Raw genomic sequence first — 23,384 nt, 5'->3', positions numbered from 1 at the left:
TTTAATTGTAATTATAACGTACTTGTTTGCTGCCGGTCTTTGATAATGTTTCTGAATTCAGGATAGGAATAACCATCCTATAAAAAAAATGGCACCATCAAACAGGCATGCATATGCAAGTTTAACGGTGCTTCTGGTTAATCGGACGATATTTCCGGTAAGACAGGGACACCTAATCGTTAAGGTATTTAAATAAAGTGAATGCCCGCTTCCCGATAGTGGCGGGCGATTTCGGGCGCTACCCCGTTGTCCGTTATTATACCGTTGACATTGGTAAAATCGTTGATGACAAAGATCGAGTTGTTATTAAATTTCGTGTGGTCCGCCACGATATAGTTTTGCAGTGATTTTTGCATCATGACCCGATTCGTTTCCGCCTCCATTTCGTTGAATGTGGTAATCCCTCTTGTAAGAGACACGCCATCGACACCCACGAACGTTTTTTGAATAATGAGCCGGTTCAGCGTGCCATCGGCTAACGGTCCCGATAACTCGTAGCTTTGTGTATTAATTGTTCCACCTGTCACTATTAGCCGCAGCCCCTGCATTCCGATCAGCTCGTAGGCGATATTAATCGCGTTCGTTACGATGGTCAGGCCTTCAAATTGGCCCAGACGCTTTGCGATGAAGTAATTCGTCGTGCCGCCAGTCAAGCCGATGATATCATGATCCCGAATAAGACTCAGCGCTTTTTCGGCGATTTGTTTTTTTTCTTCCGTGTTGATCTCCAATTTTTTGAAGAATGGAGTTTCCATTTTCATAATTTCCAACACAGCTCCACCAAGTGTGCGGATACATTTTTTTTCATTTTCCAGCACCTCGAGGTCGCGGCGCACTGTCACTTCGGAAACGGAAAAATGCTTCACGACTTCGCCGACCTGGATCGAGCCCTTATCCTTTAACTGTTCCATTATCCAGCTACGTCTTGCATCTATTTTGCCCATATGATACCCCCATCTGAAAAATACGCAAAACACACATCACTATACATCCTACCACAATGGCAAGCGTTTTATAAAATTTATTTTTTCGCGACGAACTTTTTTTGTCCGTTAAGATCTAAAATATAAATAAAAACGAATAAAACGATAATAAAATAAGTATAAAATGATTTACACATTCATAAATAGGTGATATATTGGCTTTGATGATCGTTTGAACATACTGTCATCAGACATTACTTGGAGGTGAAGTCATGGAATCGAAGAAAGTAACGCAAGACCAGCAGGAGACGGGATCGTTGCTGCGGGCAGGGGATACCTTGACGTACAAGGAAATCGGCGAGCAGTCGGAAGCCGTCGCAACGGCATACCACGCTGCTCTTCAATCCCGCGACTGGATGGTGCGTTATCTTCATGCAGATGTGGAACAGGCCATTTTCATCGGGTCTGGTTCCTCGTATTATCAGGCCCAGGCGATGGCGGCTGTCTATCGGTCATGGCTGAAGCGGCCAGCCAGCAGCCTCCCGTCCTCGGAATTGCTGCTATTGAGGGATCAATCGGCGGTGGAAGGAAAATCTGCTATTGTATTCGGCGTTTCCCGTTCGGGTGAATCGACAGAGGTATTGCAGGCTTTGCAAGAGGCACAGTCGATAGCCGGCTGGGTTACGGCGGGTGTGACCTGTTATCAGGACAGCGGTATGGCACGGATGACATCCTGCCTTGTCTCCGATAAAGGCAAGGAGCAGAGTACGGTCATGACCAAATCCTTAAGCAGCATGGTAATGGCAATGCAATCCGCGATCGCCGCCGCTTCGGGACAGCCGCTTTATGGGGAAGAATTGGAACGGACAGTCAGTGAGGTCAGTGGTGTCGTCGACAAGGCGAAGCGGCTGGCGTCAGATATCATTCAATCACAAACTTTCAATAAAACGTTAATACTCGGCATGGGAGCCTTGTCAGGAATTGCCCAGGAGGGCTGCCTCAAGCTGAAAGAGATGGCAAACGTATGGACGGAAAGCTTTGGGACGCTGGAGTTCCGGCACGGACCGAAGGCGATTGTGGATAAAGGAACCTGCGTAATCCTGCTGCTGTCCGAGCGGGCACGGGAACAGGAATTGAAGGTTGCCGCTGAAATGAAGGATTACGGTGCCTATATCATCCTTGTGACCGCATCTGCAGGGACAGATACGGCATTCGCGGATCAAGTGCTGGAGATCGGTTTGCCGGATGTATCCGACGAGTCCCGCATCATCCTGTATCTGCCCTTTCTTCAATACTACGGAACATTTACAGCCATAAAACTCGGACTCAATCCGGATTATCCCAAAAATCTGACGCAGGTTGTCATTCTCTAAACGAAAGGGGAGTTGATCCGTGCCGCTCGTATCATCGACAGCCCTTCTCCGCAAAGCGCGGGCGGAAGGGTACTGCATACCGGCTTTTAACGTTCATACGCTGGAAATGCTCCAGGCCGTGACGGAAGCAGCCGAAGAGTTGAATTCGCCGGTCATCCTGCAATCGACCACTGGAACCGTCAAGCATCTCGGGGCGGAATATATCGCTGCCGCCGCGAGGACTGCCGCAGAGCTTTCCGCGGTGCCGATCGTCCTTCATCTGGATCACTGCAGCGACTTCGGCATAATAGCCAGATGTGTGAGAGCGGGTTATACCTCCGTGATGATCGATGCTTCCATGCATCCATTCGAGGAGAATGTGCGGCAGACGAGCAAGGTTGTGGAATTGGCGGATGCTGTCGGCATTAATGTGGAGGCGGAGCTCGGCAAAATCGGCGGCGTGGAAGACCATATTTCCGTCGGGGAGGACGAGGCAATGCTGGCAGACCCCGAGGAATGCGTGCGATTCGTGGAACAGACGAGCGTTCATACGATCGCTCCGGCTATTGGAACAGCGCACGGCCTGTATAAAGGAACGCCGAATATCGATTTTAACCGGATCAGCGCGATTGCCGAAAGCATTGAAGCGCCGCTCGTTCTTCATGGCGGATCCGGCATCCCGGACGATCAGGTGCGCAGATGCATCCAGTTGGGAATGGCTAAAATGAATATTGCAACCGAGCTTCGAATTGTGTTTACCAAAGCGATCAAGGCTGTATTGGACAGAGATCCGGGTGAAAACGATCCCCGGCAGTACATGAAGCCTGCCAAGGAAGCGACAAAGCTGTTTGTAAAGGAAAAAATCCGGTTGTGCGGATCTGACGGCAGAGCGGGAAGGTGAACAGGCATGCTAGTTACCGTGACGTTAAACCCGGCGGTAGACAGGAGATTGTATGTTCCGCAGCTGACGCACGGCCGCATCCAGCGTGCCGTTTCCGCGCATGCCAGTGCGGGGGGCAAAGGGCTGAATGTGGCCCGGGTCATCCGTCAATTGGGTGAGGATGTCGTGGCGACGGGATTTCTGGGAGGATGGAACGGCGAATGGATCAGGCGAAGACTCGAGCAGGACGGTATATCCTGCTGCTTCACCCCGATAGCCGGAGAGACCAGGATCTGCCTGAATATGATCGATCAATCCGACGGCTCATCTACAGAAGTACTGGAACCCGGGCCCGAGGTGACGGAAGACGAAATGGCAGCACTCCTGGATCGAGTCGGGCAGCTTTGTACGCCGGACACGTGGTTGGTGGTATCGGGAAGCCTCCCCGGCCAGTGTCCGCCCGACTATTATGGTCAACTGATTGGCATTGCCGCATCCCGGGGTGCGCGGGTCGTACTCGATTCGAGCGGAGCGGCACTGAAAGCGGGTATTCTTGCCGGTCCTTACGCGATTAAACCGAACGAAGAGGAATTTCTGCAGCTTACCGGAGCGGAACGTTTCTCGAAGGAGGCGCTGGCGTCATTGGCACATGACCTGCAGAGGAGGGGCGTCCGGCATACAATTGTTTCCCTGGGTGCGGAAGGGTGCACGGCGGTGCTCGACGGCAGCCTATACAAGGCGATGCCTCCGGAGGTCAAAGCCGTAAATCCCGTCGGCAGCGGCGACTCCTTCGTTGCCGGTCTGGTCGTTGCCTGGCAGAGGGGAGCAAGCGATTCTGATGCGCTGCGCTTTGCATCAGCCGTCGGAGCGGCCAACGCATTGTCGGAAGCGACAGGCGATGTCCTCTATCAGGATATCGAGAGACTCTGCGAAAGGGTCTCAGTCAGCCGGTTGTAAGTGAAAACATCCGTGTCGCGGGGCTGTTTGCGAGGAGATGGGAAAATGATCAGGACGGTCTTTGTATTGGGAGAATTGAATGTGGATGCCATTATATCCGGCAGCTCTGTTCAGCCGGAGCCGAACAAGGAAAAATTCGTGGATGATTTCTCGCTTACGCTTGGCTCGTCATCGGCCATTACGGCATGCAGATTGGCCCAGCTGGGATTGAACGTTTATTTCGTATCCGTCGTTGGAAATGACGATTTCGGTATGTATTGCATCGAGCGTCTGAAGTATTTTGGCGTAAATACGGAGTTTGTGAGGATCGATCCGCAGGAGAAAACAGGGGTTACCATTTCACTCTCTACGCCGACGGATCGCGCCCTGCTTACATTCATGGGATCCATCTGCAAGCTGGCGAAGACGCTGGTGCCCGATTCCATATTTGAACAGGCCGATCATCTGCATTTCGGCTCCTTATATCTGCAGCTTGGCATGCAGCGGGAATGGGCGGCATTATTCGCGAAAGCGAAGGAGTGCGGTATCACGACGAGCTTCGACACCGGATGGGATCCTCAGGAGCAGTGGAAGCGGCCGCTTATCAACGAGCTGCTATGCGTGACGGATCTGTTCCTTCCGAGCAAAGAAGAAGTGCTTCACATCTATGACTGCTCCGATCTGGCTGAACTGGCCGAAGCGATCCCGATACGGTACGGGAGCGTCGTGGTGAAGTGCGGCAAGCAGGGATCGCGAATGCTGACGCCGGAAGGAGAGTGGCACCATGTGCCTGGCTTTGATGTTGCGGCTGTCGATATGACGGGAGCCGGGGACTCGTTCAATGCTGGAATTATTTTCAGTTTTCTGGAGGGAAAGCCGCCTCTCGAACAGTTGATCTTCGGCAACGCATGCGGTGCACTCTCCACTCAAGGGATCGGAGGTACCGGAGGAATGCTGGACGTCCGGCAAGCCAGGGAGTTAATTACAAGTCAACGGATGGAATAAGACAGGGAAGGGTGATGGAATATGGTCAAGCTGTCGATTATAGGAGCGGGCAGTTTTTTTACAGAAAAGCTGGTTATCGACATTCTGAATATTGAAGGCCTCGACGACGGTGAAATTGCACTGGTTGATGTTGATGCAAAGCGGTTGGAGATGGCCCGGAAGCTTACGGAAAGGGCCGTTCAGTTAATGGGGAAGAGGTTCAAGGTGACTGCTTCCGTTAACCGCAGAGAGGTTATTTCCGGCAGCAGATTTGTCATTAACCAGATTGAGGTTGCCGGTCTGCGGACCGTCCGCAACGAGTTTGAAATTCCGTTGAAATACGGTGTCAAGCAGTGCATCGGGGATACGATGGGACCGGGAGGATTGTTCAAGATTTTACGGACGGTTCCGGCCTGGCTCGATATCCTGAAGGATATTGAGGAACTTTGTCCGGAGGCGCTAATTTTAAATTATACGAACCCGATGTCCGCCGTCACTTTGTCCACTGTTAAAGCTGCTAATATTCCGGTTGTCGGATTGTGCCATTCCATCCAGCATACGTCAAGGCAATTGGCGGACTATCTGGAGGTACCGTATGAGGAGCTGAAGTGGAGGGCTGGGGGCATCAATCACATGTCCTGGTTCGTGGAATTAAGCCGGGACGGAAGGGACCTGTACCCTGAATTGAAGGAGCGGGCGGAGAAGCCGGAATTTCTGGCCAAGGATCCCGTAAGATTGGATTTCATGAAATACGGAGGGGCCTTTGTTTCGGAATCGAGCGGACATTTCTCCGAATACTTGCCGTATTACCGTAAACGTCAGGAATTGATTGATCGGCATTGTGGAGAACGCTATCTGGGCGAGACCGGCTTTTACGCCAATAATTGGCCGGAATGGCGGCGCAAATCCGACGAAGCGATCTTTAACAAGGTGGAAGGAAAGGAAGAGATGTCCCTCACCTCCAGCCACGAATATGCAGCTGTAATTATCGAAGCGATTCTGAAACACGAGCCGAAAGTCATTTACGGAAACGTGTTGAACCGTTCGCTTATTGAGAATTTGCCAACAGACGGGATCGTCGAGGTCGCCTGCCTGGTCGACCGGAACGGCGTCCAGCCCGCCGTCTTCGGCAGACTGCCCGAGCACCTGGCTGCTTTATGCCGCAGCAACATGGCATTCTTCGATTTGGCGGTGGATGCGGTGCTGAAGAACAGCAGGGAAATGGCCTATCATGCTCTCTTGATCGATCCGCTTACTGCGGCCGTTTGTTCGCCATTCGAAATCAAGAGCATGTTTGATGAGTTGTATGAGGCCGATAAGCCTTATATCCCCAATCTTAAATAATCATTGAAGGCCTGGTGTGTTTTTTGAATCGATTGGAGTAAATGCTTCCCGTTTGCGGTCTTGCAATGAAAACGCATGATGGAATGTTGACCTGCTTGTTACGCCCATATTCTACCGGGAAAGGCAGTGGCGTTATGAGGGATGTGTATATCGGAGTAGATATCGGCGGCACCAACACGGTCATCGGCTTGTTCGACCAGGATCTGAAATTGCAGGCAAGAAAATCGTTTCGGACCTCGCTGCCGCATTTTCCGAACAAGACGGACAATCCGAAAGCATTCATGGACGAACTTGCCGGGGAGATTCTCCGGTTGATTCGAGATATCGATTATGGAGCCAGATTGGCAGGGGCGGGCATGGGAGTGCCCGGCAGGGTCGATCCGGTGAACGGTATCGCCCTGGCTGCGTCAAATCTGGCCTGGTTCAATGTTCCTATCGCTGCGGAAATGTCAGAAAGGCTTGGCGCCCCCGTGCGGATCGATAATGACGTGCGTATCTACACGCTGGGAGAAATTATGGCGGGGGCCGCCAAAGGCAGCAGAAGCGTTATCGGTGTGACACTTGGCACAGGATTGGCGGCAGGTATTATGGTAGAAGGCAAAATGCTGGGAGGAAACGATTGGTTTGCAGGCGAGCTTGGCCATGATCCTGTCCCCGGTCAAAACGAACGCTGTAATTGCGGCGGGTACGGATGCCTTGAAACGATAGCATCGGCCACAGGAATTGCCCGTTTGGGCGCGGAGGCGGCGGAAAAAGGAAATACCTCGCTTCATTCGTTAAATCGTAAAATTACCGCAATTGATGTATACCAGGCCGCAGCCTCCGGAGATTCAGCAGCCGTTGACATCTTTCGGTTCGTTGGAACAACCCTCGGCAACAAATTAATGACTGCGATTTATCTGTTAAATCCGGAAACGATTATTATCGGCGGCGGAGCATCTGCGGCTGGTGAATTGCTGCTCAGGCCCATAAGAGAAACGATTAACGCAAAGTATAAGTTTACCATTAAGCCCCCGATCACTATCGCTGCCCTTGGGGATTCCGCCGGTTTGTACGGCGGCGTTCATTATGCACGGAGCCGGAGCGGCGAGTAAAGAAAGGAGGAGTATCTGTAATGGATAATTCGCTTGTGGTATGGATAAATGCCGAACTGTACACACCCGAGGGTGTCATTAAGCAGGGGAGAATGCTGATCGACGGTGAAGGAAGGATCAAGGCCACAGGAGGGCCTGAATTGAGTTACGGAGAAAATGTTCGTATTTTTGATGCTGAAGGGTTAAAGATTGTACCGGGGTTTATCGATGTGCATATTCATGGAGGCAATGGCTTTCATGTGATGGGGGGAACGTACGAAGATCTGGACGGGATCAGCAAATTTCACGCCCGCCATGGGACGACTTCCTTCCTTGCGACGACCACAACGGCAGCGAATGAAAGGATTACAAAGGCGCTGCAGTGTTCGGCCGAAGCGGTGCAAAGAGGCGTATCGGGAGCCGAAATCCTCGGTGTTCATCTGGAGGGGCCTTTCCTGAACGTGAAGAGAAGAGGGGCGCAAAGCAAAGATGAAATCCGCAATCCTGATGCTTGGGAAATCGAGCATTATATACAATCCGCCAATCAGCTAATCAGGCTTGTCACGCTGGCGCCTGAAGTGGAGGGCGGGAAGGAAGCCGTCCGGCATTTCCTTGAGCATGGAGTCACAGTATCCGCCGGCCATTCGGATGCGACTTATGAACAGGCTGTGGCATTCATTGGTCAGGGCGTGAACCATACGACACACCATTTTAACGGCATGAGACCTTTCCATCACCGGGAGCCGGGTCTGGCTGGCGCGGGATTGATGTGTCCGGAGCTGACAACCGAGCTGATCGCAGATGGTATTCACGTTCACCCTGCGGCGGTAAAATTGTTGTTTGACGTCAAATCTCCCATGAACGTGTGTATGATTACGGATGCGGTAACCTGCTGCGGATTGCCGGATGGCGAATACGGCGAGGTCGTCATGACCGCCGGCCAGATCTATTTAAAAGACGGCACGAGTCTGGCAGGAAGCTCGCTCACGATGATTCAAGCATTGAAAAATGTCATATCATATACCGGTTTGCCTATGGAACAAATATTGCCGTCCTTAACCCGCGTCCCCGCCCGTCAAATCCGTATGGATCACCGAAAAGGCACGTTGGAAAGCGGGAAAGACGCCGATTTCCTTGTCATGGACCATGAATTGAATATTGTATCGACGTTCGTTGTCGGCCGTGAAGTCTATCAGTCAAAAGCCGGCGTATATAAGCATGGGAATTGAAGTCGTTAATATTTTCAGAAAAGTCAATAAACTTACATAAAAAATCGGCATAAATAAAAATTGACCATCCCAAAAAATGGAGGATGATAGAGCATGATTAAAGCAGCCTTGCTTGGTGCGGGCAGCAGAGGTAGGTTCGCCTATGCTTCCTACGCGCTCAGAAGACCACTGGAAATCCAGTTTGTGGCGGTGGCGGAACCAGATGAAGAACGCAGAAGACGTTTTGCCGCCGAACATCATATTCCGGAAAATATGCAATTCGCTTCCTGGGAAGCTCTGCTGGCCCAATCGCAAATTTGCGATACACTTCTTATTTGCACGCAGGACAGAGATCATTTTCACCCGACCATGAAAGCGCTGGAAGTCGGATACCACATCCTGCTTGAAAAGCCGATGTCTCCTGATCCGTGGGAAGCGATTCAAATGGCGGAAGAAGCGAAACGGCGGCAGCGCATCATGACGGTATGTCACATATCAAGATATTCGACCTTTTTCAGCGCGGTCAAGAAGCTGGTGGACGAGGGCAGGATCGGCAGAACGATGACGGTGCAATGGACTGAAAATGTAGGCTACTGGCATCAGGCGCACAGCTTTGTCAGAGGGAACTGGAGAAATTCGGTCGAATCGAGTCCGATGCTGCTGCAAAAATGCTGCCATGACATGGATATGCTTCAATGGTTGATCGGCGGTCATGTGAAAAGCGTGTCCTCTTACGGATCGCTCTCTTATTTCAAAGAAGAGAACGCGCCGGAGGGATCCACGGCGAGATGCACGGACGGTTGCCGGGTGGAACATGAATGCGATTATTCCGCATTGAAATTGTATTTGACCGATAAGGACACATGGCCGGCGAGAGTCGTCAGTTTGACTAACAGCATGGAAGCGCGCTTGAAAGCGCTGCAGCATGGTCCTTATGGACGTTGCGTGTACAGGTGCGATAACGATGTTGTTGACCACCAGGTTGTCAATTTGTTGTTTGACAATGAAGTGACGGTTGCATTCACAATGACGGCATTCACCCACGATGTCAGCCGCTCTTTCAAAATTATGGGAACCAAAGGCGAACTTAGAGGCCACTCCGAGAAAAACGAAATTGAAATTATTTATTTTAACGGCAGAAAGGAAACGGTTCGCCCTGCTGAGGTCGAGGGCGGGCACGGCGGAGCGGATACGATGATCATGCAAGGCTTCATTCGGCAGGTAGAGGATAAACAAATCGAGGGAATGACCTCCGGTATGGAATCCGCCAGAAGCCATCTCATCGTATTTGCGGCGGAAGAGTCAAGAAATACGGGCAAAACCGTCGTTATGGATGACTATGTCAGCATGCTGAAGCAAAAAGGGGAGGCTGCAGCCTCGGGGGAGCTCCATAATGAAGTTTGATGCGATGCACCACCCCTATCCGTCTAAACGGGTCACATTGTACGGAAAGCATGGAATGGTAGCAACCTCACAATCGCTGGCAGCCCAGGCAGGCCTTGATATATTGAAAAAAGGCGGGAACGCCGTCGATGCAGCGATTGCGACAGCGGCTTGTATGATCGTAGTGGAACCGACCTCCAATGGTTTAGGCGGAGATGCGTTTGCCATTATATACATGAATGGCAGGCTGCATGGGCTCAATTCAAGCGGGTTTGCGCCTGCAGGAATATCGATCGACGCGGTAAAAGCGCTTGGACATGAACGCATGCCCGCTGTCGGTTGGCTGCCTGTAACCGTACCCGGAATTCCGGCATCTTGGGCTGAATTATCGAGAAAGTTCGGAAAACTCCCGTTCTCCGAGCTTCTCAAGCCTGCTATTGCCTATGCAGACGAAGGATATCCGGTTGCGCCTGATCTTGCCCGGGAATGGCGGCGCTATTATGACAGGTATGTGGATCAATTGAGAGGTGAAGAGTTCAAGGAATGGTTCCGCATTTACTCACCGGAGGGAAGACCGCCGGGCGCCGGCGAAGTATGGAGGTCTCCTGATCATGCCAGATCGCTTGCGGCAATCGCGGAAACCGAAGCGCGGGCCTTCTACGGAGGAGACCTGGCCGATCAGATCGATTTTTATTCCCGCAAGCAAGGCGGCTTTATCCGAAAACAGGATCTGGAGGCATTTGCTCCGCAGTGGGTCGACCCCATTTCGATTAATTACCGCGGGTACGATATCTGGGAGCTTCCGCCAAACGGACAGGGTCTGATTCCTCTGATCGCCTTGAATATTCTAAAAGGCTTCGAATTCAGCGACCGGGATTCCGTAGCCGTCTACCACAAGCAAATCGAAGCGATCAAACTGGCATTCTCGGACGGTGTGGAGTATATTACCGATCCGGATAAAATGAAGGTTTCCGTTCAAGATTTGTTGTCAGACTCGTATGCGGATGAAAGGAGAAAATGGATTGGACGGGAAGCCCTGACACCGCTGCCAGGGCAGCTGCCGAAAGGCGGGACCATCTATTTGTGCACGGCGGACGGAGAAGGCAACATGGTGTCGTTCATTCAGAGCAACGCCGATGGATTCGGTTCCGGCGTGGTTGTCCCGGGAACGGGAATCGCCTTGCAGAACCGCGGTTCGAGTTATTCGCTTGACCCGTCCAAAGCAAATTGTCTGGAGCCAGGCAAAAAATCGTTTCATACGATCATTCCCGGTTTTATCACGAAAAACAATGATGCGATTGGCCCTTTTGGCGTTATGGGTGGCTATATGCAGCCGCAGGGCCACGTGCAGGTCGTATCGAGTCTTGTCGATTTCGGATTATCCCCTCAAGCAGCCTTGGACGCGCCAAGATGGCAGTGGCTTCATGATAAGACGGTCAAGCTGGAACGCGGATTTCCCGAGCCAATCGCTCTTTCGCTGTTGCGAAAGGGACACGATATTCAATGGGCCGTCGATCAGTATACTTTTGGCAAAGGGCAGATCATTCTCAGAAACAATGAAGGCGTGCTGGCCGGCGCCACGGAACCGCGCTCGGACGGCGTTGTCGCAGCCTGGTAAATGAAATAATCAGTTTTACTGAAGAATTGCATATGAAGCTTCGGGAACGTCATTCGAAAGTCTAGTTCGGTATTCATATTAAACTCGTATAGGAGGATATGTATGAAAAAGTTGTATTTCGTGCTGATGGCGGCTCTTATGGTATTTGTTACAGCTTGCTCCAGTGGTGACAATGGCAATTCCGGCGGAACAGACGGCAATTCAGGGGGAACAGGTGCGGACACTGGTAATGCAGATGCTTCAGGAACCCAGCCATCCGGTAAACAGGTAGAGCTTCGATATGCGATCTGGGATAAAAACCAGGAGCCTGCAATGCAGGATATCATTAAGAAATTCAACGAGACGAATCCGAATATCAAAGTAACGGTGGAGGTTACGCCCTTCGAGCAGTACTGGACGAAACTCGAAACCTCAGCAGCGGGCAAGAGCCTTCCCGATCTTTTCTGGATGAACCCGGCAAACTTCCTGAAGTATGCGAGCAATGGCCAGCTTTCCCCAATTAGCGATAAAATCGAAGCCGATCAGATTGATATGACCAACTATCCGCAATCTTTGATCGATCTGTATACTTTCGATGGCAATGTATACTCATTCCCCAAAGATTTGGACACCATTGGCTTATGGTACAACAAAGTGATGTTTGACGAAGCGGGCATTCCATACCCGGATGATACCTGGGACTGGAACAAATTGCTGGAAGCGGCGCAGAAGCTGACGGACCCTGCAAAGGGCGTATACGGTTTTGCCGCTCCGAATGATCAACAACAGGTCATGTATAACTTCATTTTCCAAAATGAAGGGCATGTCATCTCCGGGGACAAAAAGTCGTTGGGCTACAACGAGCCTGAATCGCTTGAAGCGATGCAATTCCTGAATGATCTTGTTCTGAAGTACAAGGTGTCCCCAACGCTTCAGCAGATGACGGACAATACGACAAATGTGCTTTTTGAGTCGGGTAAAGTGGCGATGATCACCGCCGGTTCCTGGAACCAGATCGAGTTCGCACAGAATGAATATACAAAGGACAAAGTTGACGTTGCTCCACTGCCCAAAGGCAAGAAAAAAGCGACTGTCATCAACGGTTTGGGCAACGTAATAGCAGCAAACACCAAACATCCCGAGGAAGCATGGTTATTCTCGAAATTCCTCGGATCGAAAGAAGCGGCCGATATTCAAGCGGAGTCGGGGGCGGTAATTCCCGCATTTAATGGAACCCAGGGTCCGTTTGTGAGCTCAAATCCCAGCTTCAATCTGCAGGTCTTCGTCGATGCAATGGAGTACTCCGTTCCTTATCCGATATCTATCGAAACGCGCAAATGGCAGCAGTTTGAGATCGATTACTTCAAGCGGGCATGGGCCGGTGAAATTTCGGTCGAGGAAGCTGCTAAATTAGTGACGGAAGAAGGCAACAAAGTTCTTGCGGAAGAGCAGTAACTAAGCGTACCATGCCGCAGTATTGGCTGCAGCTGCAGCCGATACTGCCATTAGGAGGAATGTCAATGAGCGTGGCAGGATCGAGTGCTCCGATGCAATCGGCCGTCCCCCTTAAACAAACGAAGAGCAAGGGTATGAGCAGGATGCGCCGCAATGATTATTTCTGGGCTTATGTCATGATAGCCCCTACGATGATCGGTACAGGTATTTTCAGTATTTGGCCATTGATTCAAACCTTCTATCTCAGCTTTACAAAGTGGGACGCCTTTGGAACTTACAATTGGACGGGCACGGAGAACTATCAACGTATGGCGAGCGACCCGGAATTATGGTCTTCTCTGAAGAATACGCTGGTTTTCACCGTCTGTACGGTGCCGGTCAGTCTTATCATCTCGACGATTATTGCGATTCTATTAAACCAAAAGATCCGTGCGATACCATTATACAGAACGCTGTATTTCCTGCCAGTGGTAACGATGCCCGCTGCCGTAGCCATGGTGTGGAAATGGCTGTATAACGCGGACTTCGGATTGTTGAATTATGTGCTGGGCTTCTTTACCAGCGTGCATGTTGGATGGGTTTCCGACCCGTCGATCGCATTATATTCCATTGCGGTTGTTTCGGTTTGGGGGGGCATCGGGTATAATATGATCATTTTGATTTCCGGACTTCAGGGCATATCTTCTTCCTTTTACGAAGCGGCTTCCATAGACGGCGCAAGTACCATGACCAGGTTGTTCCGCATCACGCTGCCTCTTTTGACGCCTACTTTTTTCTTTCTGACCATCACATCGCTGATCGGTTCGCTTCAGGTTTTTGAATTGATTTTCATGATGATCGGACCGAACAGCATTGCTATCGACGCGACGCAAACGATCGTGTATTACTTTTATGAGACAGCTTTCCTGGATAATGACAAAGGCTATGCAACGGCAGTCGCCTTGCTATTATTCGTGATCATTTTATTGGTAACCGTCATTCAGTTTATCTTCCAAAAAAAATGGGTCCATTACGAATAGGAAGGGGGTCGAAAATGGTGCATACGAAAAAACGATTTAGTATGAGGCTCACCGCTGTTCATATTATCCTCGTGATCGGAGCGGTGATCATGATCACGCCGTTTGTCTGGATGGTGCTCACATCGGTGAAAACGATGGGAGAAGCGACTCGAGTTCCGCCGGTCATCTTTCCCAGGGCCATACAGTGGAAAAATTATCTCGGTGTTTTCGATACTCTTCCTTTTCTCTCTTTCTACTGGAATACCGTTGCTACGACCGTCGCAAAGACATTCGCACAACTGGTGTTCTGCTCTTTGGCCGCATACGCATTTGCACGCATTGAATTTCCATTAAAAAATGTACTGTTTATCTTGTTATTGTCCATATTGATGGTGCCCAATCAAGCTTACTTGATTCCGCAATATTTGATCATGGTGAAATTTGATTGGCTTAATACATTAACCGCACTGATCGTTCCGGGATTGACAAGCGCCTTTGGAACCTTCCTGCTCCGCCAATTTTTTCAGGCCATGCCCAAAGAGCTGGAAGAGGCGGCAAAAATCGATGGATGCAGCCATTTTAGAATCTACTTAAAAATACTGCTGCCACTTGCAAAACCGGGCCTGATCGCGCTGGCCATCATGACCGCGCTCTGGTCCTGGAGCGATTTGATGTGGCCGCTTATCGTTAATAGCTCTCCGGGGAAAATGCCCCTTTCCGCCGGTCTGGCTTCGCTTCAAGGACAATATCTGACAGACTATCCGCTTCTCATGGCAGGATCATTGCTCGCGACACTGCCGATGATTCTCATGTTTATCTTCTTGCAGCGTTACTTCGTTGAAGGTATTGCGCTTACAGGAACAAAAGGCTAATCAAAAACGTCTCAAGAAGCCATGACCTCATGATCATGGCTTTTTGAAGTATTACAGAGAACTAAGAACCCATTACGGATAATATTATGGGGAGGGGAACAACTTCAATTGGTAGCTCTAATTGATTGGGCTGCCAGGACATTGCTGCTGGAGGCAGCAAGCTAACTGGAAGAATAATGCAACAATTCGCCTCAAATTTACGTCATTAATATGACTGGGGGATTGGTATGAAGGACACGTTTAGCGATCTTTAATTTAGTGTTGTTCATTCCTGGTTGTAATCAGAATTTGAGGAGGCGCTCCAAATGACGAAAATCCAAATAGGCAAGATGGCAATTGTTCCGGCGTTGCTGGTGATTCTTACTGCCTGCAGTACAGATCAGGCCGGAAACAAGATTGTCACTCAAGAGCCCGGGAACACCGCAACGGTCATTGACGATGCCGGCAAAGAAGCAGGCGAGAACGATGCTTCCGTGGAAAAAATTGAACACTATGAGAATATAGCCATCACCGACTGGATGGATGAAGAAACAGTCGTTATTTCAAAAGAAAACGAAGATTTGGCCAAAATGAGCCTGGAAGAGCTGTCGGATTCCTATCCCAAAAGCCTGTATCTGTACCATCTGGATACCAAACAATACGAGTTGTTAAAAGAACAGGAAAATGCGTTCCTGGGCGAAGCTGTCTTATCGTCCGGCAAGAAGCATCTGCTATATAGCGAATACTCATTAGGCGATCCCGTCTATCACGTGATGGATCTGGATACATTGGAATCATTCGGCATCATGGGCGATCCGATCGCAGGGGCCCTTAGCGCCCATTGGGCCGATGATGAAACGGTTATTGGCCCAGCCTACAGCGGCGGTGCCTTTACGGCAAGCACCTCTGGTGATATCGCGGCTGTGGCTGGGTTAAATGGGGAAGGCTTGTTTATTGTCCAAAAAATGAAGGATAAGGTTTATTACAATACCAATTCCGATGAATCCTTACAGGCTCTGGATCTAAATACGAAGGAAAAGGCAAGCTTGAATCTTGATCATGTTTACGGTGTATTCCCATCGCCGGATGGACAGCAAATGCTGGTGCTGCAAAATAACGCCCCCAAACAAACGATGACCCTTTGCGATGCGGACGGGGGAAATCGAACAATCATCGCGGAAGGTACGGAGCTTGGCGGCGTTTCATGGTCGCCGGATCAGCGGATGATTGCCTACAGTCTGAATGCCAATGTGAACGGTACAGCCGTTAACGGCCTGTATCTTTACGATCTGTTAACCGATAAGTCCACCCAGATCGCGGACGATATCGAAAATCTGACCACCTCTTGGAGCCCTTCGGGCAGAGAACTGGCCTTTACCGAATGGAGCGGGGACCGATATAGCAGCAGTATTGTCCATTTAACGTATTCATAACAGAATTAAAGACAAACGATGAAGGACTTAAAAAAGAGGGAGTGGTATAAGACTTGAATTTAAAAAATATCAGGATATTCCGCATCATTTCAGTGTCAACATTTTTACTTACAGCTATTGGCTTTTTAGTTGATGCTTTTTTTATATTTGATCATCAGAAATTTAACAACTGGGGATTGAAGTCGACTTTTATTTTACCGCCGGCAGGCATTGTTCTTTCTATTCTTTCGCTTAGAAAAACAACATCCAAATTAGACCGTACAGTATTGATGCTTAATATAATTGCTTTCTTTCTTATTTTTATCACTTTGTATATTGGAAGCATGTTAGATTTTTTTATTCAGGAATTTTAATAAAATCCCCATTTATGTCTGGGCATGAAGCGATCGAGATGAAGTGCGGCGTGTAGGAAATGTTTGTACGAGGGTTTGAAAACGCTTAATTCGAAATTTGTTAACCATAAGGATGAGAAAAAACATTAATTTCCATTTATAGGGTCATCCCTCTTTGAATATTATAACAATATTAGCATTTAAGTTACTAGTTGTATATAACATATTGTTTGCTATATCACGCTATTAGGGCGGATGAAGTCTTTGCAATGCTTGTTTTAGGCGTTTTTATCGACGATTTCTCCTAAGCGAAGGGGTTCTCGCCAACGCTGCGGAGAAAAGAAAAGTAAAGTAATGCGCAGCAGGATCTATTGTTCATTGAATCGTGAACTGCCGGAGATGGTTCTGGTTTGAAAGGACCGGGAATATCATGCCTTTCAAGACTAATGTCCTATTTTTGTGTTGTTATGGATTGAATAACCATATAGTCATGTCGAATTAAATCGTACATTGTCTAATTTGTTAATACTTGACAGTAGATTAATCAAGCATTAAGATATGGCATATGATTAAGGAAAATGTGGAAGTTCTATGTTCTGTTATCTATCATAATAATGTTAGATTTATATTTTCAGATATTTCGATGAATAATATTTTATTTCCTTTACGGTTAGGGGGATTATAGTGAATGAAGAATTATTGAGAATTGAACACCTGACAACCTCCTTCCGCATTTCAGATGATTATTATGCAGCCGTAGATGATGTATCCCTGACGGTGAGAAAGAATGAAATTCTGGCGATTGTAGGCGAGTCCGGTTCAGGCAAGAGCGCGCTGGCCTTTTCGATTATGGGACTGCATACGAGGGCGAGGATCGAGGGGAGTATTTTTTACAAAGGACAAGATATTGCTCATCTTCCTCCTTCCAGGCTGAACCAGCTGCGCGGCAATGAACTGGGCATGATCTTTCAGGACCCCTTATCGGCCTTAAATCCGCTCATGGTTGTCGGCTCCCAGATCGACGAGGTCATTCTCCTCCATCATCCGAAATGTTCGGTTAAGGAAAGAAAACGCAAGGTTATTGACCTGTTGGCGAAAGTGGGCATTCCTCGCCCGGAGCATACCTACGGGCTGTTTCCCCATGAGTTGTCCGGCGGAATGCGGCAGCGGATCGTAATCGCCATCGCGATTGCGAACGATCCGAAGCTGCTGGTTGCCGACGAGCCGACAACGGCCCTTGATGTCACCATACAATTGCAAATCCTTGAGCTCATTAAACGGTTGAAAGAGGACAGCGAGGCAGGAGTAGTTCTGATTACCCATGATTTGGGCGTAGTTGCCGAAATGGCGGACCGCGTGGCGGTCATGTATGCTGGACAAATTGTCGAGATCGCCGATATTTACACCCTCCTTTCTGATGCCCGCCATCCTTATACAAGGTCGCTGCTCCAGTCTATACCATCCGCTGGAGAAGCGAAATCGAAGCTCCATGTTATTCAAGGGATTGTTCCGCCTCTGCAAAATCTTCCCCGTCAGGGCTGCCGCTTTCGAACGCGAATTCCCTGGATCGCTGAATCTGCGCATGAGGAGCAGCCCGGCATGCATGAGATCGAGCCAGATCATTTTGTAAGATGCACCTGCTACAAGAACTTTCACTTCCCCAATCATAAAGAGGAGGGTTCTCAGCATGCCATTACTTGAGGTAAGGGATTTAAAGGTCCATTTTCCGGTGCGCGGCGGGATTTTCAACCGAAAGCTTCGATCGATTAAAGCGGTAGACAGTATCCATCTGTCCATTGAACAGGGGAAAACTTATGGCCTTGTCGGCGAGTCAGGCTCCGGGAAAACAACGACTGGCCGTGCGATTATCGGTTTAAATCCTATTACGTCAGGAACGGTTTTCTTCGAAGGACAACCCATCTTTGGGGGCGGGCTGCGAAGCCATCCCGGCTTCCGCAAGGACATTCAAATGATTTTTCAAGATCCTTACTCCTCTTTAAACCCCAGGAAGCGGGTTCTCGATATTGTCGCCGAGCCGCTGCGTAATTTTGAGAAGCTGTCCGCGCAGGAAGAGAAGCGCCAGGTGCAGCAGCTGTTGGAGCAGGTCGGCTTAAGCCCGGAAATGATACATAAATATCCGCATCAATTCTCAGGAGGCCAGCGGCAGCGGATCGGCATTGCAAGAGCGATTGCTTTGAAGCCGAAGCTTATTATAGCCGATGAACCGGTCTCGGCGCTTGACGTATCCGTACAGGCACAGGTGCTTAATTTTCTGCAGGATATTCAGAAGCAATTAAAGCTTACCTATTTATTGATAAGTCATGATCTGGGGATTATCAGGCATATGTGCGATCATATCGGAATTATGTACAAGGGCCGCTGCGTCGAGCAGGGCACGACGGCAGATATTTTTGAGAATCCGCAGCATATTTATACAAAACGCCTTATAACGGCAATACCGGATATGGATCCCTCAAAGCGGGAGCGGCTGTATCAGTTTCGTCAGGCCGTAAAGGCGGAATATGAACAGGCCTATGACCAATATTTTGATGCGGACGGCTTGGCATTCCCGTTACGGCCCATTTCAGAGACGCATCTGGCGGCTTTGCCTGAGAAGGGGTGACGGCGATGTGGAAGACTACGGCGCGAAGATTGATCATTATGGTTCCCCAAATTTTATTGTTAAGCATTCTCGTCTTCCTGCTCGCGAAAGCGATGCCAGGAGATGCGCTGACAGGCTTACTTGATCCGAGTATCGATCCGGCGGCGTTGGATGCACAGAGGGAGAGGCTTGGCCTCAATAATCCATGGTATGTTCAGTATTGGGATTGGATTGTAAAGGCGCTGCAAGGCGATTTCGGACAGTCCTTCCGCTTTAAAATGCCGGTCTCCGACTTAATCGGGCAGCGGATGATGAACACGATTTGGTTATCTCTCCTTACTCTTGTGCTTACCTATCTAATTGCGATTCCGCTCGGCATTATAAGCGGCCGTTATCATGATACCTGGGCCGACCGTACGATTACGGGCTATACCTACTTGGGCTTTGCGGCTCCGCTTTTTATTTTCGGGCTATTGATGCTGTGGCTGTTCGGTTTTCATTTCGGCTGGTTCCCGACCGAAGGGAGCGTCACGCCTGGCACTGCTCCGGACACCCTTGCGTATGCGATGAGCAAAGTATATCACATTCTGCTTCCGGCTTTATCCATGGCGTTAATTACAACGGTTGCGACCGTACAGTATTTGCGAAGCGAAATCATCGATACGAAGCAGAAGGATTTCATTATAACCGCCAGAGCGAAAGGGGCTTCGGAGTCCCGCGTCTATAACCGGCATATTTTACGCAACTCGTTACTGCCGATCGCCGCTTTTTTCGGCTATGAAATTACCGGTCTGATCGGAGGCACGGTATTCATTGAAAGTATCTTCAGTTATCCGGGAATGGGGCAGCTCTTCTTAAGCTCTATTTCCTTGAGGGATTTCAGCGTAGTTACAGCAGTGGTGTTATTATACGGCGCAGCTTCCATTATCGGCGCTTTACTTTCGGACATCATCTTAAGTTTCGTAGATCCGCGCATTCGAATTAAATAAGAACTCGGGACCATGAGGTGAATGGAATGGAACAGGCATATGCGAACAAACCGGCGCCACAGTTGGCACCTGCGCCGCAGGAAGTGGAGAAGAGCCCGTCCAGCTGGAAAATTCTGTGGCGGGAAATCGTTAGGGATAAGGTAGCCTTCGCTTCACTGATTTTTCTGGGCGTTGTCATCTTGATCGTCTACGGCGTTTCCATTGTATTGGATCAAGAGCAAATCGTTACCGTAGACCTGTTCGCGCTGAATCAGCCGCCTTCCGCGGAATTCTGGCTGGGCACCGATTATGGCGGACGCGACGTGTTCGGCCAGCTCATTATCGGGACCCGGAATTCCTTATCGATTGGCATTATCGTAACGCTGCTTACCGGATTGATCGGCATTCTGATCGGGCTGGCATCCGGCTACTTTGGCGGTTTGATCGATAACCTTTTTATGCGATTTGTGGATTTCTTTATGATCCTTCCAACCTTAATGGTTGTCATTGCATTCGTTACTGCGGTCCCGAATTACGGCATCGTCTCGTTCTCCCTTATTATGACCGCCTTCCTCTGGATGGGTATCGCCAGATTAATCCGTTCCAAAGCGCTGCAGGAAAGAGAGCTGGAGTATGTGCAAGCTTCGCGAACGGTGGGATCCTCGCATCTGAAGATTATGTTTTTGCAAGTTCTGCCCAATCTGAGCTCCATTATTATCGTTACGATGACCTTGAATCTGGCGGCCAATATCGGCTTGGAATCCGGCTTGTCCTTCCTGGGGTTCGGCTTCCCCGAAAGCACGCCCAGCCTGGGTACGTTGGTCAGCTATGCCACAAACCCGCAGACGCTGGAATTCAGATGGTGGATTTGGTTACCTGCATCGATACTGATTCTGGTGCTGATGCTTTGCATAAACAATGTCGGTCAAGCGTTAAAGCGCGCGACGGACGCAAGACAGAGGAAAGGGTAAAGAGGCATTCAATTTATTAGGAGGAGATCGTTTGAAGAAGAAACCAGGATTGACAAGGTCAGTATTTATGCCGCTGCTTCTTGTGTTTGCGCTAATGCTCGGCGCCTGCTCCAACAACGGGAACAGTAATGAGACGAACACCCCATCATCGACTGAGGAGGAGGCCAGCACGGCTCCAACTGAAGGGGAGGACAGCACAACTCCTGCTGAGAGTGAAAAGCCGGCTGAAGATGACGGCCTCTATTCGATTGATGATTTCAGCAACGTGAAGAAAAATGAAGGCGAACCGATAAAAGGGGGTTCCATCACATTCGGTCTCGTGTCCGATACGCCTTTCGAAGGGACGCTGAACTGGAATTTCTATTCCGGCGACCCGGACTCGCAGGTACTCAGTTGGTTTGACGAAGGGCTGCTGACCTGGGATGAGAGCTATGTGTATACGAATGACGGCGCAGCTACATATGAAGCGTCGGAAGACGGACGCACCTTTACGTTCACCATCAAAGACAATGTCAATTGGCAGGATGGCAAGCCGGTTACCGCCGAGGATTGGCTGTTCGCGCACGAGGTGATCGGCAATCCGAAATACGATGGTCCGCGTTACGATTCCAGCTTCACCAATATCGTCGGCATGACGGAATACCATGAAGGCAAAGCGAAAACGATCTCCGGTATTGAAGTGCTTAATGAGAAGCAGCTGAAGATTACGTATGTTCAATCTACGCCTTCCCTATTAACCGGAGGGATTTGGAGCTATCCGCTTGCGAAACATATTTTCGGCAATATACCTGTCGAGAAAATTTCCTCATCGCCTGAAGTGCGCGAGAAGCCGATTGGCTTCGGACCGTATAAGATCGAAAGCATCGTACCTGGCGAATCGGTCGTTTTTACCAAAAATCCGGATTACTGGCGCGGCGAGCCTGGCCTGGATAAAGTAGTCCTCAAGGTCATTAATCCGACCACCGTCATTCAGCAGCTGGAAAGCGGCGGAGTTGATCTCGTCGATTCCTTCCCGGTTGACCAGTACCCGGACAATGCGGATATGACAAACGTAGAGTTTCTGGGTACAATCGATCGTGCTTATACGTACATCGGCTTTAAGCTGGGGAAATGGGATGCGGCGGCAGGAAAGGTCGCTCCGGATGATAAGGCGAAAATGGCCGATGTGAATTTGCGGAAAGCGATGTGGCTTGCCGTAGATAACGATCAGGTGGGCAAACAGTTCTATCATGGTCTGCGCTGGAACGCCACGACGCTGATTCCGCCTTCTCATCCTGAGTATCACGATGCCACAAATCCAGGCGTCAAATACGATCCGGAGGCGGCCAAAAAACTGTTGGACGACGCCGGGTACAAACTAAACGGCGATTACCGAACCAATCCGGACGGAAGTGAACTGGTCATTAACTTCATTTCCATGACTGGCGGCGATATCGCAGAACCGTTAGCGCGTTACTATGTGCAATCGTGGAAAGCAATCGGATTAAACGTTCAGCTTGAAATGGTCGAATTCAACACCTTCTATGACCGGGTTGGCGCGAACGGCGAAGACGATCCGAAGGTAGATGTATACCAGGGCGCATGGTCAGTAGGCATCGACGTTGATCCTTCAGGACTTTATGGACGCGACGCCATCTATAACTTCCCGCGGTTTGCGAACGAAGAACAGGATAAATTGCTTGCCGCAGGCATTTCCAAAGAAGCGTTCGACGTGAAGGTTCGCCAGGATATTTATAAGAAATGGCAGCAGTTGATGGTTGAGGAGATTCCTGTATTCCCGACACTCTATCGTGCTGTACTCGTGCCGGTGAATAAGCGGGTTCTCAACTATGCGATCGGGGATGGAACAGATGTCTATCTCTACCAGCTGGCCGTCTCGCAGGATAAACCGTTTGTAGATGGAAAGTAACAGGATAAAAGCAGGGAGCTGCTCCGAAAGTAGATCCATCTACTTTCGGAGCACTTACCACGTCAAGCAGACAATTATATAATGAAATCACAAACAAGCCTTGGTTCGGTATTCCACCGGACTAAGGCTTGTTTGACTTCTTCTGATATTGCTGGCGGTAATAAAAGTAAAGGTATCCTTATCTC

Annotated in this window: 20 protein-coding genes; 19 read left to right on the top strand and 1 reads right to left on the bottom strand. The window is 49.6% G+C overall.

The window, feature by feature from the left end; all coding sequences use genetic code 11:
* Positions 1–188: 188 nt before the first annotated feature.
* On the bottom strand, positions 189–944 hold the full coding sequence (locus ACFOLF_RS37700) for a DeoR/GlpR family DNA-binding transcription regulator (RefSeq protein WP_210045874.1): 756 nt from the start codon (positions 942–944) through the stop codon (positions 189–191).
* A 251-nt stretch (positions 945–1,195) separates the two neighbouring features.
* Here ACFOLF_RS37700 and ACFOLF_RS37695 point away from each other — a divergent pair, with 251 nt between their 5' ends.
* From ACFOLF_RS37695 to ACFOLF_RS37605, 19 genes are all read left to right on the top strand, one after another.
* Positions 1,196–2,296: an SIS domain-containing protein gene (locus ACFOLF_RS37695; RefSeq protein ID WP_210045873.1), complete on the top strand. Its 1,101-nt coding sequence runs from the start codon at positions 1,196–1,198 to the stop codon at positions 2,294–2,296.
* Positions 2,297–2,315: 19 nt separating this feature from the next.
* Complete coding sequence (locus ACFOLF_RS37690) at positions 2,316–3,176, top strand: class II fructose-bisphosphate aldolase (protein ID WP_210045872.1); 861 nt, start codon at positions 2,316–2,318, stop codon at positions 3,174–3,176.
* 6 nt (positions 3,177–3,182) lie between these two features.
* On the top strand, positions 3,183–4,112 hold the full coding sequence (gene pfkB / locus ACFOLF_RS37685) for a 1-phosphofructokinase (protein ID WP_210045871.1): 930 nt from the start codon (positions 3,183–3,185) through the stop codon (positions 4,110–4,112).
* Between the two features lie 45 nt (positions 4,113–4,157).
* Positions 4,158–5,096: a carbohydrate kinase family protein gene (locus tag ACFOLF_RS37680; RefSeq protein WP_210045870.1), complete on the top strand. Its 939-nt coding sequence runs from the start codon at positions 4,158–4,160 to the stop codon at positions 5,094–5,096.
* 21 nt (positions 5,097–5,117) lie between these two features.
* Positions 5,118–6,419 carry an alpha-galactosidase gene (gene melA, locus ACFOLF_RS37675; RefSeq protein ID WP_210045869.1) on the top strand — a complete coding sequence of 434 codons (1,302 nt, stop codon included), beginning with the start codon at positions 5,118–5,120 and terminating at the stop codon, positions 6,417–6,419.
* A 134-nt stretch (positions 6,420–6,553) separates the two neighbouring features.
* Positions 6,554–7,513, top strand: a complete 960-nt coding sequence (locus ACFOLF_RS37670) for an ROK family protein (RefSeq protein ID WP_210045868.1) — start codon at positions 6,554–6,556, stop codon at positions 7,511–7,513.
* Between the two features lie 20 nt (positions 7,514–7,533).
* Entirely contained in the window at positions 7,534–8,721 is a 1,188-nt protein-coding gene (gene nagA, locus ACFOLF_RS37665) for an N-acetylglucosamine-6-phosphate deacetylase (protein ID WP_210045867.1), read from the top strand.
* Positions 8,722–8,814: 93 nt separating this feature from the next.
* A complete protein-coding gene (locus ACFOLF_RS37660; RefSeq protein ID WP_210045866.1) occupies positions 8,815–10,104 on the top strand; it encodes a Gfo/Idh/MocA family protein in 1,290 nt (429 codons plus the stop codon).
* Positions 10,091–11,701, top strand: a complete 1,611-nt coding sequence (locus tag ACFOLF_RS37655; protein ID WP_210045939.1) for a gamma-glutamyltransferase family protein — start codon at positions 10,091–10,093, stop codon at positions 11,699–11,701. The genes ACFOLF_RS37660 and ACFOLF_RS37655 overlap by 14 nt, the downstream gene beginning before the upstream one ends.
* A gap of 102 nt (positions 11,702–11,803) precedes the next feature.
* A complete protein-coding gene (locus ACFOLF_RS37650) occupies positions 11,804–13,135 on the top strand; it encodes an extracellular solute-binding protein (RefSeq protein WP_210045865.1) in 1,332 nt (443 codons plus the stop codon).
* A 92-nt stretch (positions 13,136–13,227) separates the two neighbouring features.
* The gene (locus ACFOLF_RS37645) at positions 13,228–14,154 is read left to right on the top strand and encodes a carbohydrate ABC transporter permease (RefSeq protein WP_210045938.1); all 927 of its coding nucleotides are present in this window, start codon (positions 13,228–13,230) and stop codon (positions 14,152–14,154) included.
* A 14-nt stretch (positions 14,155–14,168) separates the two neighbouring features.
* The gene (locus tag ACFOLF_RS37640; RefSeq protein ID WP_210045864.1) at positions 14,169–15,005 is read left to right on the top strand and encodes a carbohydrate ABC transporter permease; all 837 of its coding nucleotides are present in this window, start codon (positions 14,169–14,171) and stop codon (positions 15,003–15,005) included.
* A gap of 305 nt (positions 15,006–15,310) precedes the next feature.
* The gene (locus tag ACFOLF_RS37635) at positions 15,311–16,417 is read left to right on the top strand and encodes a TolB family protein (RefSeq protein WP_210045863.1); all 1,107 of its coding nucleotides are present in this window, start codon (positions 15,311–15,313) and stop codon (positions 16,415–16,417) included.
* 53 nt (positions 16,418–16,470) lie between these two features.
* Positions 16,471–16,770: a hypothetical protein gene (locus tag ACFOLF_RS37630; protein WP_210045862.1), complete on the top strand. Its 300-nt coding sequence runs from the start codon at positions 16,471–16,473 to the stop codon at positions 16,768–16,770.
* Between the two features lie 663 nt (positions 16,771–17,433).
* Positions 17,434–18,450, top strand: a complete 1,017-nt coding sequence (locus ACFOLF_RS37625; protein WP_210045861.1) for an ABC transporter ATP-binding protein — start codon at positions 17,434–17,436, stop codon at positions 18,448–18,450.
* Positions 18,437–19,372, top strand: a complete 936-nt coding sequence (locus ACFOLF_RS37620) for an ABC transporter ATP-binding protein (RefSeq protein ID WP_210045860.1) — start codon at positions 18,437–18,439, stop codon at positions 19,370–19,372. Before ACFOLF_RS37625 ends, ACFOLF_RS37620 begins: the two co-directional genes overlap by 14 nt.
* Positions 19,373–19,377: 5 nt before the next feature.
* Positions 19,378–20,340: an oligopeptide ABC transporter permease gene (gene opp4B / locus ACFOLF_RS37615; protein WP_210045859.1), complete on the top strand. Its 963-nt coding sequence runs from the start codon at positions 19,378–19,380 to the stop codon at positions 20,338–20,340.
* A gap of 26 nt (positions 20,341–20,366) precedes the next feature.
* Complete coding sequence (locus ACFOLF_RS37610; RefSeq protein ID WP_210045858.1) at positions 20,367–21,290, top strand: ABC transporter permease; 924 nt, start codon at positions 20,367–20,369, stop codon at positions 21,288–21,290.
* A gap of 67 nt (positions 21,291–21,357) precedes the next feature.
* The gene (locus ACFOLF_RS37605; RefSeq protein ID WP_210045937.1) at positions 21,358–23,199 is read left to right on the top strand and encodes an oligopeptide ABC transporter substrate-binding protein; all 1,842 of its coding nucleotides are present in this window, start codon (positions 21,358–21,360) and stop codon (positions 23,197–23,199) included.
* The last annotated feature ends 185 nt before the right edge of the window (positions 23,200–23,384 follow it).

This window comes from Paenibacillus sepulcri, from assembly GCF_042647105.1.
GTDB lineage: Bacteria > Bacillota > Bacilli > Paenibacillales > Paenibacillaceae > Paenibacillus_Z > Paenibacillus_Z sepulcri.
The sequence above is the reverse complement of the archived record's forward strand: the minus strand, read 5'-3'. Positions and strand labels throughout refer to the sequence as shown.